General features: G+C 72.5%; 10 protein-coding genes. 5 read left to right on the forward strand and 5 right to left on the reverse strand.

What is annotated here, in order from left to right; translation table 11 throughout:
- Positions 1–44 precede the first annotated feature (44 nt).
- The 3 genes from ppgK (at position 45) to hrpA (ending at position 5,469) form a co-directional block, all read left to right on the forward strand.
- Entirely contained in the window at positions 45–791 is a 747-nt protein-coding gene (ppgK, locus tag HHX31_RS17310; protein WP_169949336.1) for a polyphosphate--glucose phosphotransferase, read from the forward strand.
- A gap of 170 nt (positions 792–961) precedes the next feature.
- Positions 962–1,465 (forward strand): winged helix-turn-helix domain-containing protein, encoded by a 504-nt coding sequence (locus HHX31_RS35150; protein WP_169949337.1) that lies wholly within the window; start codon positions 962–964, stop codon positions 1,463–1,465.
- Between the two features lie 83 nt (positions 1,466–1,548).
- Positions 1,549–5,469 carry an ATP-dependent RNA helicase HrpA gene (gene hrpA, locus HHX31_RS17320; protein WP_169949338.1) on the forward strand — a complete coding sequence of 1,307 codons (3,921 nt, stop codon included), beginning with the start codon at positions 1,549–1,551 and terminating at the stop codon, positions 5,467–5,469.
- 265 nt (positions 5,470–5,734) lie between these two features.
- Here the strand turns inward: hrpA and HHX31_RS17325 are convergent, their stop codons facing one another.
- A complete protein-coding gene (locus HHX31_RS17325; protein ID WP_169949339.1) occupies positions 5,735–7,279 on the reverse strand; it encodes a gamma-glutamyltransferase in 1,545 nt (514 codons plus the stop codon).
- A gap of 65 nt (positions 7,280–7,344) precedes the next feature.
- On the opposite strand from HHX31_RS17325, the gene HHX31_RS17330 reads away from it, so the two are divergent.
- Complete coding sequence (locus HHX31_RS17330; protein WP_169949340.1) at positions 7,345–7,998, forward strand: HAD family hydrolase; 654 nt, start codon at positions 7,345–7,347, stop codon at positions 7,996–7,998.
- Here HHX31_RS17330 and HHX31_RS34400 read toward each other — a convergent pair whose 3' ends face one another.
- Positions 7,999–8,451 carry a MarR family winged helix-turn-helix transcriptional regulator gene (locus HHX31_RS34400; RefSeq protein ID WP_211589860.1) on the reverse strand — a complete coding sequence of 151 codons (453 nt, stop codon included), beginning with the start codon at positions 8,449–8,451 and terminating at the stop codon, positions 7,999–8,001.
- Positions 8,452–8,515: 64 nt separating this feature from the next.
- Here HHX31_RS34400 and HHX31_RS17340 point away from each other — a divergent pair, with 64 nt between their 5' ends.
- Positions 8,516–9,619 (forward strand): serine hydrolase domain-containing protein, encoded by a 1,104-nt coding sequence (locus HHX31_RS17340; protein ID WP_169949341.1) that lies wholly within the window; start codon positions 8,516–8,518, stop codon positions 9,617–9,619.
- Between the two features lie 48 nt (positions 9,620–9,667).
- Here HHX31_RS17340 and HHX31_RS17345 read toward each other — a convergent pair whose 3' ends face one another.
- The 3 genes from HHX31_RS17345 to HHX31_RS17355 all read right to left on the reverse strand — a co-directional run bounded on the left by HHX31_RS17345 (position 9,668) and on the right by HHX31_RS17355 (position 13,164).
- The gene (locus HHX31_RS17345) at positions 9,668–10,240 is read right to left on the reverse strand and encodes a hemerythrin domain-containing protein (protein ID WP_169949342.1); all 573 of its coding nucleotides are present in this window, start codon (positions 10,238–10,240) and stop codon (positions 9,668–9,670) included.
- Between the two features lie 66 nt (positions 10,241–10,306).
- Complete coding sequence (locus tag HHX31_RS33685) at positions 10,307–11,803, reverse strand: protein kinase domain-containing protein (protein WP_211589861.1); 1,497 nt, start codon at positions 11,801–11,803, stop codon at positions 10,307–10,309.
- A gap of 35 nt (positions 11,804–11,838) precedes the next feature.
- The gene (locus HHX31_RS17355) at positions 11,839–13,164 is read right to left on the reverse strand and encodes an SGNH/GDSL hydrolase family protein (protein ID WP_169949343.1); all 1,326 of its coding nucleotides are present in this window, start codon (positions 13,162–13,164) and stop codon (positions 11,839–11,841) included.
- Between the last annotated feature and the right edge of the window lie 248 nt (positions 13,165–13,412).

A 13,412-nucleotide genomic window follows, 5' to 3' on the forward strand; every position in this document is an offset into this window, starting at 1 on the left:
CGGTGGCCGCTGGGTAGCCGTGCCGCCGGACCGGGAGGGAAGCCATGGAAGTTCTGGGCATCGACATCGGCGGCTCCGGAATCAAGGGCGCCACGGTGGACACGGCCGCGGGCGTCCTCACCCGGGAGCGCCTGCGCATCCCGACGCCGCGGCCCGCGGCGCCGGCCGCCGTCGCCCAGGCCGTACGCGCGATCGTGGAGCACTTCTCCTGGGCCGGCCCGATGGGCGTCACCTTCCCCGGAGTGGTCCTCGACGGGCTCATCAGGACGGCGGCCAACGTGGACAGGTCGTGGATTGGGGTGAAGGGCACCGACCTGTTCGGCGAGCGGGTGGTCGTGCTCAACGACGCGGACGCGGCGGGCGTCGCCGAGATGACCTTCGGCGCGGGCCGTGACCGGCGCGGGGTCGTGCTCATGCTGACCTTCGGCACCGGCATCGGCAGCGCGCTCTTCGTGGACGGCGTGCTCGTGCCCAACACCGAGTTCGGCCACGTGGAGATCCGCGGCAGGGAGGCCGAGCACCGCGCCTCCGACCGGGTGCGCGAGGAGAAGGACCTGAGCTGGGACAAGTGGGCCGCGCGGGTGGAGGAGTACCTCAGGCACATGCGCGACCTGCTGTCGCCCACCCTGATCGTGATCGGCGGGGGCGTGAGCAGGAAGGCGGGCAGGTTCCTGCCGTACATCGACCTCGGGGACACCCCGGTGGTGCCCGCGGTGCTGCGGAACGAGGCCGGGATCATCGGCGCGGCGATGGCGGCCGCGGGGTCCGGCCGCCTCTCCTCGGCGCCATAACTCCCTTATTCCTACCTGGACAGCGGGTAATTTCGCTGCGATGATGATCCCATGAACCCCTCGGGGAGGTTGACCCAGCGCCGGCACATCGACCTGCTGCGCGTCTGCGCCGACGCCTGTTGACGACCGCGGTCACCACCGTCCGGTACGCCACGAGGCAAGGAGAGGGCATGTCCCGACAGAACGTGATCGACTTTGTGGAACGCAGGCGCGAGCAGGGCCACGAGCCCCCCGAGATCGGGCAGGGCGCCGTGCTCGGCGTGCTGCCGGTGCCCGAGACCGGCGCCGTGCTGATGATCGTGGGCTACCTGGTGCCCGCAGAGGGCTCGGCCGACACGCCGGAGGCGGTGACCGTCACCGCCCCGAGGCAGGCGGTCCCCGCGGCCGAGGAACTGGTCCTCGACCGGGCCGCGCGGTCGGTCCGGGCCGGCGGCGAGGAGATCGAGCTCACCTTCCGAGAGTTCGAACTGCTCGACTACCTCAGCTCCGCGCCCGGCCGGGTCTACAACCGCCGCCAGCTCATGGCGGCCGTCTGGGACAGGTACGACGACGAGGGCGGCCGTACGGTCGACGTGCACGTCCTGCGGCTGCGCCGCAAGCTGGGCCGGCACGCTGGACGCATCGTGACCGTGCGCAACGTCGGGTACAAGTACCAGCCGACGCGCCATCCCTGACCCGCCCGGATCCCCGCGCGGGAAGGGGTTGCGGAAAACCGCTGGCAGATCGGCGGGGGGCGTTGCCTATCCTTGAGCATGGAATGAACACGCTCGCCGATCTCCAGGCCCGCCTCCCCGACCTGATGCTGCGCGACCAGCGCAGGCTGCGCCGCCGTCTCGACGGCATGCGCCGGGTCCGCGACCGCGCCGCCCGCCAGTCCGTCGTCCAGGAGATCGCGGGGGACGTGGAGGCCGCGGAACGCCGCGTGGCCGCGCGCCGCGCCGCCGTCCCCGACCTCCGCTACCCTCCCGAGCTGCCGGTCAGCCGGCACAAGGACGACCTGCTCACCGCCATCAGGGACCACCAGGTCGTGATCGTGGCCGGCGAGACCGGCTCGGGCAAGACCACCCAGCTCCCCAAGATCTGCCTGGAGCTCGGCCGGGGGGTGCACGGGCTCATCGGCCACACCCAGCCGCGCCGCATCGCCGCCCGCACGGTCGCGGAACGCATCGCGGAAGAGCTGTCGATCGAGCTCGGGGAGGCGGTCGGCTACAAGGTCCGCTTCACCGACCACTCCAGCGACGGCACCCTGGTCAAGCTGATGACCGACGGCATCCTGCTCGCCGAGATGCAGACCGATCCGCTCCTGCTGCAGTACGACACGCTGATCATCGACGAGGCGCACGAACGCAGCCTCAACATCGACTTCATCCTCGGCTATCTCAAGCAGCTCCTGCCCAAACGGCCCGACCTCAAGGTCGTCATCACCTCGGCGACCATCGACCCCGAGCGGTTCGCCAGGCACTTCGCCGGCCCCGGCGGGGAGCCCGCGCCCGTGGTCGAGGTGTCAGGGCGCACCTACCCGGTCGAGGTGCGCTACCGCCCCGTCGACGAGGACGACGACCAGACCCAGGCCATCGTCGACGCCGTCGACGAACTGTGCGCCGAGGGTCCGGGCGACATCCTGGTCTTCCTCAGCGGCGAGCGGGAGATCCGCGACACCGCCGACGCGCTCAAGGGCCGTCCCGAGGAGGTCCTGCCGCTGTACGCGCGGCTGTCGGCCGCCGAGCAGCACCGGGTCTTCCAGTCCCACCGGGGCCGGCGCATCGTGCTGGCGACCAACGTCGCCGAGACCTCGCTGACCGTGCCGGGCATCAAGTACGTGGTCGATCCCGGCACGGCGCGGATCTCCCGCTACAGCCATCGGCTGAAGGTCCAGCGGCTGCCGATCGAGCCCGTCTCCCAGGCGTCCGCCAACCAGCGCAAGGGCCGCTGCGGCCGTACGTCGGACGGCGTGTGCATCCGGCTCTACTCGGAGGAGGACTTCCTCTCCCGGCCCGAGTTCACCGACCCGGAGATCCTCCGTACGAACCTGGCGAGCGTCATCCTGCAGATGACCTCGCTCGGCCTGGGGGACATCGCGGCGTTCCCGTTCGTGGAGCCGCCGGACAGCCGTCAGGTGCGGGACGGCGTCACCCTGCTGATCGAGCTGGGCGCCCTCGCGGACAAGGACGCGGGCCGGGAGGCGGGGAAGGGCGCGCAGCTCACGCCGCTCGGCCGCAAGCTGGCCCAGCTCCCGGTCGACCCCCGCCTCGCCCGGATGGTGCTCGAAGCCGACAGGAACGGCTGCGTCCGCGAGGTGATGATCATCGCGGCCGCGCTGTCGATCCAGGACCCGCGCGAGCGGCCGGCCGACAAACAGCAGGCGGCCGACGAGAAACACCGCCGCTTCGCCGACAAGGAATCCGACTTCCTGACCTACCTCAACCTCTGGAACTACCTGCGCGACAAGCAGAAGGAGCTGTCGTCGAGCGCGTTCCGGCGGCTGTGCAAGGCGGAGTTCCTCAACTACCTGCGCGTGCGGGAGTGGCAGGACATCGACAGCCAGCTCCGCCAGGTGGCCAGGACGCTGAACATCGTGCCGGGCAGCGTGCCCGCCGACCCCCAGCGGATCCACCAGTCGCTGCTCGCCGGGCTGCTGTCGCACATCGGCGTCAAGGACGTCGCCGACAAGCGCAGGCAGGAGGGCCGCAGGCCGCTCACGGAGTACATCGGCGCGCGCAACGCCCGGTTCGCCATCTTCCCCGGCTCCGCCCTGGCCAAGACGCAGCCGCAGTGGGTGATGTCGGCCGAGCTGGTCGAGACCTCCCGGCTGTGGGCGCGGGTCAACGGCAAGATCGAACCCGACTGGATCGAGCCCCTCGCGCAGCACCTGGTCAAGCGCACCTACAGCGAGCCGCACTGGGAGAAGGACCAGGCCGCGGTGGTCGCGCTGGAGAAGGTCACGTTGTACGGCGTGCCGATCGTGACCGAGCGGAAGGTCAACTACGGCCGCATCGACCCCGAGCTGTGCCGGGACCTCTTCATCCGCCACGCGCTGGTGGAGGGCGACTGGCGCACCCACCACAAGTTCTTCCACGAGAACCGCAAGCTCCTGGAGGAGGTGGAGCGGCTGGAGGAGAAGGCCCGCCGCCGCGACATCCTCGTGGACGACGAGACGCTGTTCGACTTCTACGAGCAGCGGATCCCCGCCGACGTGGTCTCCGGCAGGCACTTCGACAGCTGGTGGAAGAAGGCGTCGAGGGAGACGCCCGACCTGCTGACGTTCTCGCCGGACATGCTGGTCAACGACAGCGCCGGGGTCAGCGCCAGGGACTACCCCGACGCCTGGCGGCAGAACGGCCAGCGGATGCGGCTGACCTACCGCTTCGAGCCCGGCGCGGTGGAGACGGGCGAGGCGGACGGCGTGACCGTCCACATCCCGCTGGCCGTGCTCAACCAGGTCGACCCCACCGGCTTCGACTGGCAGATCCCCGGCCTGCGCGAGGACCTCCTCACCGCGCTCATCCGTACGCTGCCGAAGAACCTGCGGCGCAACTTCGTGCCCGCCCCCAACTACGCCAAGGCCGTGCTGGAACGCGTACGGCCCGGCGGCGAGCCGATCCTGGAGGCGCTGGAGCGCGAACTGCGGGCGCTGACCGGGGTGGAGGTGCCGCGCGACGCGTGGGCGCTCGACCAGCTCCCCGCCCACCTGCGGATCACCTACCGGGTGATCGACGACCGCAAGCGCACGGTGGACGAGGACAAGGACCTGGAGGCGCTCAAGCGGCGGCTCGCGCCCAAGCTGCGCGCCACGCTCTCGAGGGCCGCCGACGACCTCGAACGCGACGGCCTGCACGCGTGGACGATCGGCACGCTGCCGAAGGTGTTCGAGCAGGGCAGGCTGCGCGCCTATCCGGCCCTGGTGGACGAGGGGACGAGCGTCGCGGTCCGGATGTTCGAGACCGAGCGGGAGCGCGACCGGGCCATGTGGGCGGGCACCAGGAGGCTGCTGCTGCTCAACGTGGTCAACCCGGCCAAGGCCATCCTCCGCACCCTGACCACCGCGCAGAAGCTCGCGCTCAGCCGCAGCCCGCACGGCGGGGCCGCCGCCCTGTTCGACGACTGCACGACGTGCGCCGCCGACAAACTCATGGCGGAGGCGGGCGGGCCGGCGTGGGACGAGGCCGGATTCGAGCGGCTGCGCGACCACGTGCGCGCCTCACTGTTCGCGACGACCGAGGAGGTCGTCGCCCGGGTGGAGCGCGTCCTGGCGGCCTGGCACGCCGCGCAGAACCGGCTCGGCGCGCTGGGCGGCGTGGCCGACCTCAAGGCCGACATCGCCGACCAGCTCGACGGGCTGGTCTACGACGGCTTCGTCACGGAGACGGGCTACGACCGGCTGCCCGACGTGCAGCGCTACCTGCGTGCCGTCGAGCGCCGTCTCGACAAGCTCCCCGACGATCCGCGCCGGGACCGCGAGTGGATGCACCGGGTGCACGAGGTCGAGGACGAGTACCGCGACCTGCTCGACCGGCTGAAGCCCGAGGAGCGGGATGCCAAGGCCGTACGGGACATCCGGTGGATGATCGAGGAACTGAGGGTGAGCTTCTTCGCCCAGCAACTCGGCACCCCCACCCCCGTCTCCGAGAAACGCATCCGCAAAGCCCTCCACAACCTCCCCACCCCCCACCCCGCGTGATCTTGTAGTTTGTCGCAGTCATGCCCTCTGAGCTGCGATTCGGCGTTCCGTGATCATGCAGCTATTCGCGTTCTGCCGCGCCGACCTGGCCCAATGCGATTCATGATCATGTAATTGCATGATCATGAATCGCATCGTTCCTGGTCCGATCGGTGGGTGGGCATTTCCCTGCAAGATCACGAAGCGCATCGGCGCAGGTCAGAGTACCTGTCTGCAACCTATTGCAAGATCACGCGGGTAGGGGGTGGAGTTCGGGTGGGTGGGGTTAGCGGCCGAGGGCGGCGCCGATTAGGGCGCGGGGGTCGGCCGCCCCGGCGAGCACGCCGGACGGCAGAAGGTCGATCAGGTGGGCGTGGCCGAAGTTGGAGCCGCGCTCGATCGTCTCGACGGTGTGGCCGCGCTCGCGCAGGCCGTCCGCCCACGGCGCGCCCTCCTCGACCTCGACCAGCGGACTGGACCGCCAGGTGTCGAAGCCGGTGCCGCCGGTGCCGAGCTCCCAGCGCGGCGCGCCGATCACCTCGCCGGGCGTCTGGCCGTGCGCGAGCAGGCGGGTGACCAGTTGCAGCAGGATCTGCGGCTGCGCGTCGCCCCCCATCGTGCCGATGACCGTACGCAGCGTCCCGTCCGGCCGGGTGACCAGAGCCGGGGTCAGCGTGTGGGGCGGCCGGCGGCGCGGGCCGTACTCCGCGGGGTGGCCGGGCGTGAGCGAGAACCCGATGCCGCGGTTGTGCAGGTTGATCCCGGTGTTGGGTTCGAAGAGCAGGCTGCCGAAACCCGCAGCGTTCGACTGGATGAGCGAGACGCCCATGCCGTCCCCGTCCACCACGCACAGGTACGTCGTGTCGCCGGGCCCGGTGGGAGCGTCGGGCAGCGGGGAGCGCCGGTCGGGGTCGACCAGCGCGCGCCGGGCGGCGGCGGTGCCGAGCGGCGCCGCAGCCCCCTCGTGCAGGACGTCGAGCCGGTCGTGTCCGGCCGCCCTGGCCGACTCCACCAGGAGGTGCGCCCACCTCGGGTCGGCCGGGTCGGCGGGCAGGTCGAATCCGGAGAGGATCTCCAGGGCCAGCAGGAGCAGGTAGCCCTGGGAGTTCGGCGGAACGGTCCAGACGCGGTGCCCGAACACCTCGACGCTCAGCGGGTCCACCCAGTCGGCGTTGGGCCGGACGAGGTCCTCCTCGGCGTACTCGCCGCCGCCGAGCTTCAGCAGCCCCTCGCCGAACTCGCCCTGGTAGAACGCCGCCCGGCCGCCCTTCGCCAGCGCGGTCAGCGTCCTGGCGACGCCGGGCCTGCGGATCACGTCTCCGGGGCGGCGGGCGGTCGAGAAGTCCCCGGCCCCGGGCAGGGTGCCGACGAAGTCCGCGACGGGCCCGAGCAGGGGGGAGGCGGGGAAGCCGTCGGCCGCGAGTCGGACCGCGGGGGCCACCAGGTCGGCCAGCGGCAGGCGGGCGTAGCGCTCGTGCAGCATGAGCCACCCGTCGGCGCAGCCGGGCACCGGGACCGAGCGGATGTCGTACAGGTGGGGCATCCGGTCGGCTCCCTCCGCGCGCAACCGGCCGGGGTCTGCGCCGGAGCCCGCCCGCCCCGAGGCGTTGAGCGCGGTGACGCCCCCGGTGGGGCTCCCGTCGTGGACGAGGGCGAACAGGTCGCCGCCCAGGCCGCACATGTGCGGGGCGGTGACGGTCAGTACGGCGTTGGCGGCGATCGCCGCGTCCACCGCGTTGCCGCCCTTGTCGAGGGCGGCGACGCCCGCCGCCGAAGCCAGATGATCTACGGTGCACACCATGCCGTTCAAGGCATACCGAGTCTCGCTCACGTTCGGCGATGTTACGGCACCTCGTAGAGTGGCTGCCGTAATCAGGACACACAGGGAGGATGTTCATGGTCCGGGCGCTCGTGTTCGACGTGGGGGAGACGCTCATCGACGAGACCCGGATCTGGTCCCGGTGGGCCGACCGGCTCGGCGTGCCGCGCCTGACCTTCATGGGGGTGCTCGGCGGCATGGCGGCGCTCGACCGCGGGCATCGGGAGGCGTTCGAGCTGGTCAGGCCGGGAATCGACCTCGACGCCGAGCTGGACGCGTGGCGGCGCGAGGACCCCTCGGGGCTGCGCGAGAACTTCGACGCCGACGACCTCTACCCCGACGTGCGGCCCGCCCTCACGGCGCTGCGGGACCTCGGCTACGACCTGGTCGTGGCGGGCAACCAGCCGCCGCAGGCGTACGACGCGCTGGTCGCCATGGACCTGCCGGTCGACGGGATCCACACCTCGGCGGGCTGGGGACTGGAGAAGCCCGACCCCGCGTTCTTCGCGAAGGTCGCGGCCGTCTGCGGGCACGACCCCGGGGAGATTCTGTACGTCGGCGACCGCCTCGACAACGACGTCCTGCCCGCCGCGCGCGCCGGGATGCGGACCGCCCTGCTGCGCCGGGGGCCGTGGGGGTATCTCCACGCGCACCGTCCGGACGCCGCCCGCGCCGACCTGGTCGCCGACGGCCTCGCCGACCTCGTCCGCCTGGTCACGGTCCTCGGCTGATCAGGGGCGCAGCCGGCGGGCGAGGAGTTCGCGCAGCGCGCCGGTCTCCTGTGCGAGGCGGTCGAGCGAGGCCAGGAACTCCTCGGGCGCGTCGAGGACGCCGAGCATTCCGGCGGTCACGGCCTCGCGCGCGGCGCGGCCCGTGTCGATCGCGGCCCTGCCGTACGGCGTCAACTCGATCACCCGCGCCCGCTGGTCGCCGGGATCGGTCCGGCGTGCCACGTAGCCGATGCGTTCCATCTCGGCCGCGACCTTGGAGGCGCCCTGCGGGGTCATGCCGAGCAGCCCGGCCAGGTCGGAGACCCGTACGGGGCCGGTGAGCAGGTGCTGGAACACGTAGCCGTGCACGGTGCGCACCCGGTCGTGCCCGGCGGCGGCCATCCGGGCGCGCACCTCGGCGTCGCACGCCGCGGCGAGGGCCGTGAACAGGAGGGTCAGGTCGCTTGACACCACCTCCGGATGCTCCAATACTCAACCAAGGTTGCGCAATCTCGGTTGAACAATTTGGAGGGTGCCCATGAGGTGTGATCCGGCCTTCACGCCCGTCGCCGACGCCTTCCGGGAGACCGGCGGCGGCGGAGGAGGAGGCGCCGCCCTCGCCGTATGCGTGGGAGGGCGCATGGTCGTGGACCTCTGGCAGGGCACGGCCGACGCGGACGGCGTACGGCCCTGGGAACGGGACACGGTCGTCAACGTCTTCTCGGCGTCCAAGGGAGTGCTGGCGACACTCGCGCACCTGTACGTCCAGCGCGGGCTGCTCGACCTTGACGCCCCGGTGGCCCGCTATTGGCCCGGGTTCGCCACCGCCACCACCCTCGCGGACCTGCTCTCGCACCGTTCCGGGCTGCCCGCCGTCCGCCGGCCGCTGCCGCCGGGCTCCCTGTTCGACTGGGACGCGATGACGGCCGCGCTCGCCGCCGAGAGCCCCTGGTGGACGCCGGGGGAGCGGCACGGCTACCACGCGGTGACCTTCGGCTGGCTGGTCGGCGAGGTGCTGCGCCGGGCCGGCGGGCGGCCGGTCCGCGACCTGGTCCGCGACGAGCTGGGCGTCCCCGATCTGTGGATCGGCCTGCCCGCGTCCGAGGCGGGGCGTGCCGCCTACCTCGGCCCGCCCGAGGCCGGGCCGGACGATCCGCCGTCGCCGCTGGCGGACGCCCTGTCCGAGCCCGGGTCGATCACTGTGGCGGCCTTCTGCAACCCCGCGGAGCAGCTCACGCCCGGCCTGGCCAACACCGCGCGCTGGCGGGCCGCCGAGATCCCCGCGTCCAACGGGCACGCCACCGCCAGGGCCCTCGCCACCCTGTACGACCGGCTCGTGTCCGGTGCGATCGTCGGCCCCGACGTGCTCGACCGGGCCGTGGCGCCCCGGAGCGAAGGGCGCGACGAGGTACTGCTGGCGGGCACCCGCTTCGCGCTCGGCTTCATGCTGCCCTGCGAGATCCGGCCGTACGCGCCGAACCCGCGCGCCTTCGGGCACAGCGGCTCGGGCGGGGCGCTCGCCTTCGCCGATCCGGACGCGGGAGTCGCCCTGGCCTACACCCCGAGCCGCCTCGTCGTCAGCGCGTCAGGTCCGGACGCGAGATGGGAATCCCTGGTCACGGCGCTGTACGCGTGTCTGTGACGGCCCGCGGGGCACCGGGCTGGGCCGCACGCCGCCGCGACGGACGCGTCAGCCCCGTTCCTGCTTCTTCCGCTTGACGGCGGCGGCGAGCTCGTCCTTCGTCATCGCGGACGCGCCCTCGATCCCCCGCTCCTTGGCCTGGTGCGCCAGCTCGTCCTTGGTCCGCGACCGCGGCTTGAGCGGGGCGGCCAGCACCTCGGCCTTCCGCTTGCTGAAGGCCTTGCCGAGCTGAACCCGCTCCTCGAAGGGGAGGGCCTTCTCCAGGGCCGGGAGGATGTCGTTCTCCTCCTCCTCGACGTGGTGCGTCACCGCCTCGACCAGCTCGCGCAGAAGCGTGTCGAACTCGGGGCCGTCGGGGTCGGTCTCCAGGAGCCGGGAGATCATCTCCTCGGCCTCGTGGTGCTCCTCCGCGCCGTGGTGGACCTCTTCCTTCTCCTCGGGCCGCCGCTTGGCGAGCACGGGATAGACCTCGTCCTCCTCGCCCTCGCTGTGAGCGACGAACTTCGCCGCCAGCTCCGCGAGCAGGGCCGGCCGGTTCTCCGGCATCGCCTTGAGCCGCTCGAACAGCGACTCCACGTCGCGGTGATCTTCCTTGATCAGGCTGATGACGTCGGTTGCCATTGGTTCCTCCTGTCCCTGGACGCGCTGGCACTACCCGGCGCCGCGGCGGTCACACCGATCCGGACACTAGGAGTCCCTGGTGAGATCCCCCTCGTAGGCGATGAGCCCGAGGTCGTCGGTGTGACGGTAGGCGAGGGCGCCGCCCTTGCGGGTGAGCACGACGTCGCCGGGGACGCATCCCCGCACCTCCTCCAGGCGGAACGTGAGCGTGGAGCCGGAGCCGCCGGTCAGCCGCAGCGTGCCATCGCACGAGTTCGCCGGTTCCTTCCACTTGCCCGACTTCTCGCCGCGCCGCAGCTCGATCTCGATGTCGTACTCGCTGGTGAGGAGCCCGGCGGTGGGCACGATGTGACCCTGCCACTTGCCCGCGAACGCCTGCGGGATGGTCGCGGCGGAAGCGGTCGTGGGGTACGTCCCGTCCCCGCCGCCGGACGGGGAGACCGTGGCCTCGGTCGGCGCCGGGTCGGCCGGGGACGTGTTCCGCGCGGGCGCGCTCGCCCCGGCCGAGCTTCCTCCTGGAGCGGGCGACGGGCCGGCCGACAATGTGGACAGGCGCGGGACCAGCAGTGCCGCCGTGACCCCGAGTGCCGCCAGGGCCGCGCCTGCACCGGCCAGAACCCGGGCGCGCGATCTGCCGCGGCCGCCTCCGGGAACGGTCTGCGCATCGCTCCCGCCCGCCGGCGTCACCGGCGCAAGCGACGGTCCGGACGGCGGTGCGGGCGCGGCGGGCGGGCCGCCGCCCGCGCTCGCACCCGTGGGGACCGGCCCCGGCGCGGTGCCGAGCAGTTCGAGCAGCAGGTCGCGGGCGGCCGGGCGTTCGGCGGGGTCCTTGGCGAGGCAGCGTCCGACGAGCGCGCGCAGGGACGGCGGCAGCGCGCTCAGGTCGGGGAAGGCCGTCAGGATGCGGTGCATCACGGCGGCGACGTTGTCGGCGCCGAACGCCGCCCGGCCCGTCGCGGCGAAGACGATCGTCGCCCCCCACGCGAACACGTCGGAGGCGGGGGTCGCCGGATGCCCCGCGATCTGCTCGGGCGCCAGGTAGGCCGGGGTGCCCACCGGGCCCGCGGTGATCGTCTCGCTCTCGCCCTGGCGGGCGATGCCGAAGTCGACCACACGGGGACCGTCCGGCCCCAGCAGCACGTTGCCCGGCTTGAAGTCGCGGTGCACGATGCCCGCGCCGTGGACCGCCGCCAGCGCGGTCGCCGTGCCCACCGCGAGCCGTTCCAGCTCGCCTCCGCGCAGCGGCCCCGACGCGTTCACCCGCTGCTGGAGCGAGGGCCCGTCGACGAACTCGCTCACGACGTACGGCTCGCGCCCGTCCACGACCGCGGTGATCACCCGGGCCGTGCAGAAGGGGGCGACGCCGCGCAGCGCGTCGAGTTCGCGGGCCAGCCGGGCCCGGACGACGGGGTCGAGCCCGGTCTTGAGCACCTTCACCGCGACCGGTGCGCCGTCGGGCGCGTGGCCCAGGTAGACGACGCCTTGGCCGCCCTCGCCGAGCCGTCCGCTGATACGGAACCCGCCGAGCGTACGCGGGTCATGTGGCTCAAGGGGGGCGACCATGGTCACACCGTAGCGACCCGGCGGCCGGTCCGAGATCAGAGCAGGCGCAGGTTCACCGCTTCGGCGAGCGCGCGCCGCCCCGCGTCGCTCAGGTGCAGGTGGTCGCCGGAGTCGTACGAGAGGGCCAGTTGCTCCGGGAAGTCGGGGTCGCGCACGGCCCGGTCGAAGTCGAGCACGCCGTCGAACGCCCCGCTCGTGCGGATCCAGGTGTTGAGCCGTTGCCTGATCGCCTCGCGCTCGGGGGTCCAGGTGCCGAAGCCGTAGAACGGGGTGAGCGTGGCGCCCAGCACCTTGATCTTGCGGGCGTGCGCCTCGCGGATCAGCCGCTTGTACCCGTACACGATCGGCTTGATCGAGGTGTAGTCGCCACGGGAGATGTCGTTGATCCCCTCGTAGACGACGACTGTGCGCACCCCGTGCTGGGACAGCGCGTCGCGGGAGAACCGGGACACACCGCTCGGGCCGACGTTGGGCAGCAGCAGCCGGTTCCCGGCGATCCCGGCGTTGAGCACCCCCAGCCGCCGCGACGGCGCCTGGTGGGCCAGCCGCTGCCGCAGGTAGTCGGTCCACCGGCGGTTGGCGTCGACGGCCTGGCCCGCGCCGTCGGTGATCGAGTCGCCGAACGCGACCACGGAGCCGATCGTGGCCGCGCCCGCCTCCACGGAGAGGCGGTCGAGGAAGTACCACTGCGTGCTGGTGTAGGTGAAGCCCTCGCCGCTCTCCTCCGCCGCGTGGTCGCCGGGCTCGGACAGATAGGTGGTGGCGTAGGCGCGTTCGTGGCCGGTGACGCCGTGGACCGTGCCGGGCAGGTGGAGGCTGACGACGACGGCGGAGCCGCCGGCGATCCGGCCCGGGATCGGGTCGCTCCAGACGGCCTTGCCCGGCGCCACCTTCACCGAGGGACGCCCGCGGAAGGTCACCGGCCGGTTGGTGCCCGCGAGGATCTCCGGGCCGTACGCCTGGACGCCCACGTGGACGTTCGCGAACGTCACAGGCGCGGCCCCGAAGACGTTGGACAGGCGCAGCCGTGTGCCGCCGCCGCCGATGCTGGCGCGCACGACCATCCGTACGGTCTGCCCGCCGAGCGCCGCGGGGACGCGGTAGGTCGAGGTGGTCCACGAGCCGACCAGGCGCCGCCGTACGGGCGCCTGGTCGCCGGGCCGCGGAGCGGCTTTCCGGTGTGCGCCGGCCGACGCGGCTTCCGGCGCGGCTTCCGGCGCGGAGGAGGACGTGGGATGCCGGTTGGCGGCCGGGGCCGAGGGGGAGTGCGCATGGCCAGGCGCTGAGGTGAGCGCCACGGTCGTGCCGCTGACGGCGAGGGCGAGAGCGGCCATGGTCAACCGGTGAGCCGGCCGTGCCATCCGGGTCCTCCATGTGGGGTGTCGCTGGCCTGGGGGCGGGTCCGCGGCGGTGGCGCTCCCGACCGGCGCGGCGGGATCCGTTGATCGAGAGCGTCCGCGACGCCATACATTACGCTCTTTGCCGTCGACGGGGTGTGAAGGTGACCGTCAGGGGTATGGGTAACCCCATTTTGGGGGAAGCCGTCCCGCGATTTGAGAAACCCCACGCGGCCGCCCGCTCTCCGGGCCTGCCGCTCCTCAACCGCGGC

Origin of the sequence: Microbispora sp. H11081, from assembly GCF_012999535.1 — a bacterium.
GTDB lineage: Bacteria > Actinomycetota > Actinomycetes > Streptosporangiales > Streptosporangiaceae > Microbispora.

Excerpts from the sequence above, each read along its gene's own strand:
- HHX31_RS17340 (WP_169949341.1), top strand. The coding sequence starts at position 8,516 with ATGAGGTGTGATCCGGCCTTCACGCCCGTCGCCGACGCCTTCCGGGAG.
- HHX31_RS35150 (WP_169949337.1), top strand. The coding sequence starts at position 962 with ATGTCCCGACAGAACGTGATCGACTTTGTGGAACGCAGGCGCGAGCAG.
- HHX31_RS17345 (WP_169949342.1), bottom strand. The coding sequence starts at position 10,240 with ATGGCAACCGACGTCATCAGCCTGATCAAGGAAGATCACCGCGACGTG.
- HHX31_RS17355 (WP_169949343.1), bottom strand. The coding sequence starts at position 13,164 with ATGGCACGGCCGGCTCACCGGTTGACCATGGCCGCTCTCGCCCTCGCC.
- hrpA (WP_169949338.1), top strand. The coding sequence starts at position 1,549 with ATGAACACGCTCGCCGATCTCCAGGCCCGCCTCCCCGACCTGATGCTG.
- HHX31_RS17330 (WP_169949340.1), top strand. The coding sequence starts at position 7,345 with ATGGTCCGGGCGCTCGTGTTCGACGTGGGGGAGACGCTCATCGACGAG.
- ppgK (WP_169949336.1), top strand. The coding sequence starts at position 45 with ATGGAAGTTCTGGGCATCGACATCGGCGGCTCCGGAATCAAGGGCGCC.
- HHX31_RS33685 (WP_211589861.1), bottom strand. The coding sequence starts at position 11,803 with ATGGTCGCCCCCCTTGAGCCACATGACCCGCGTACGCTCGGCGGGTTC.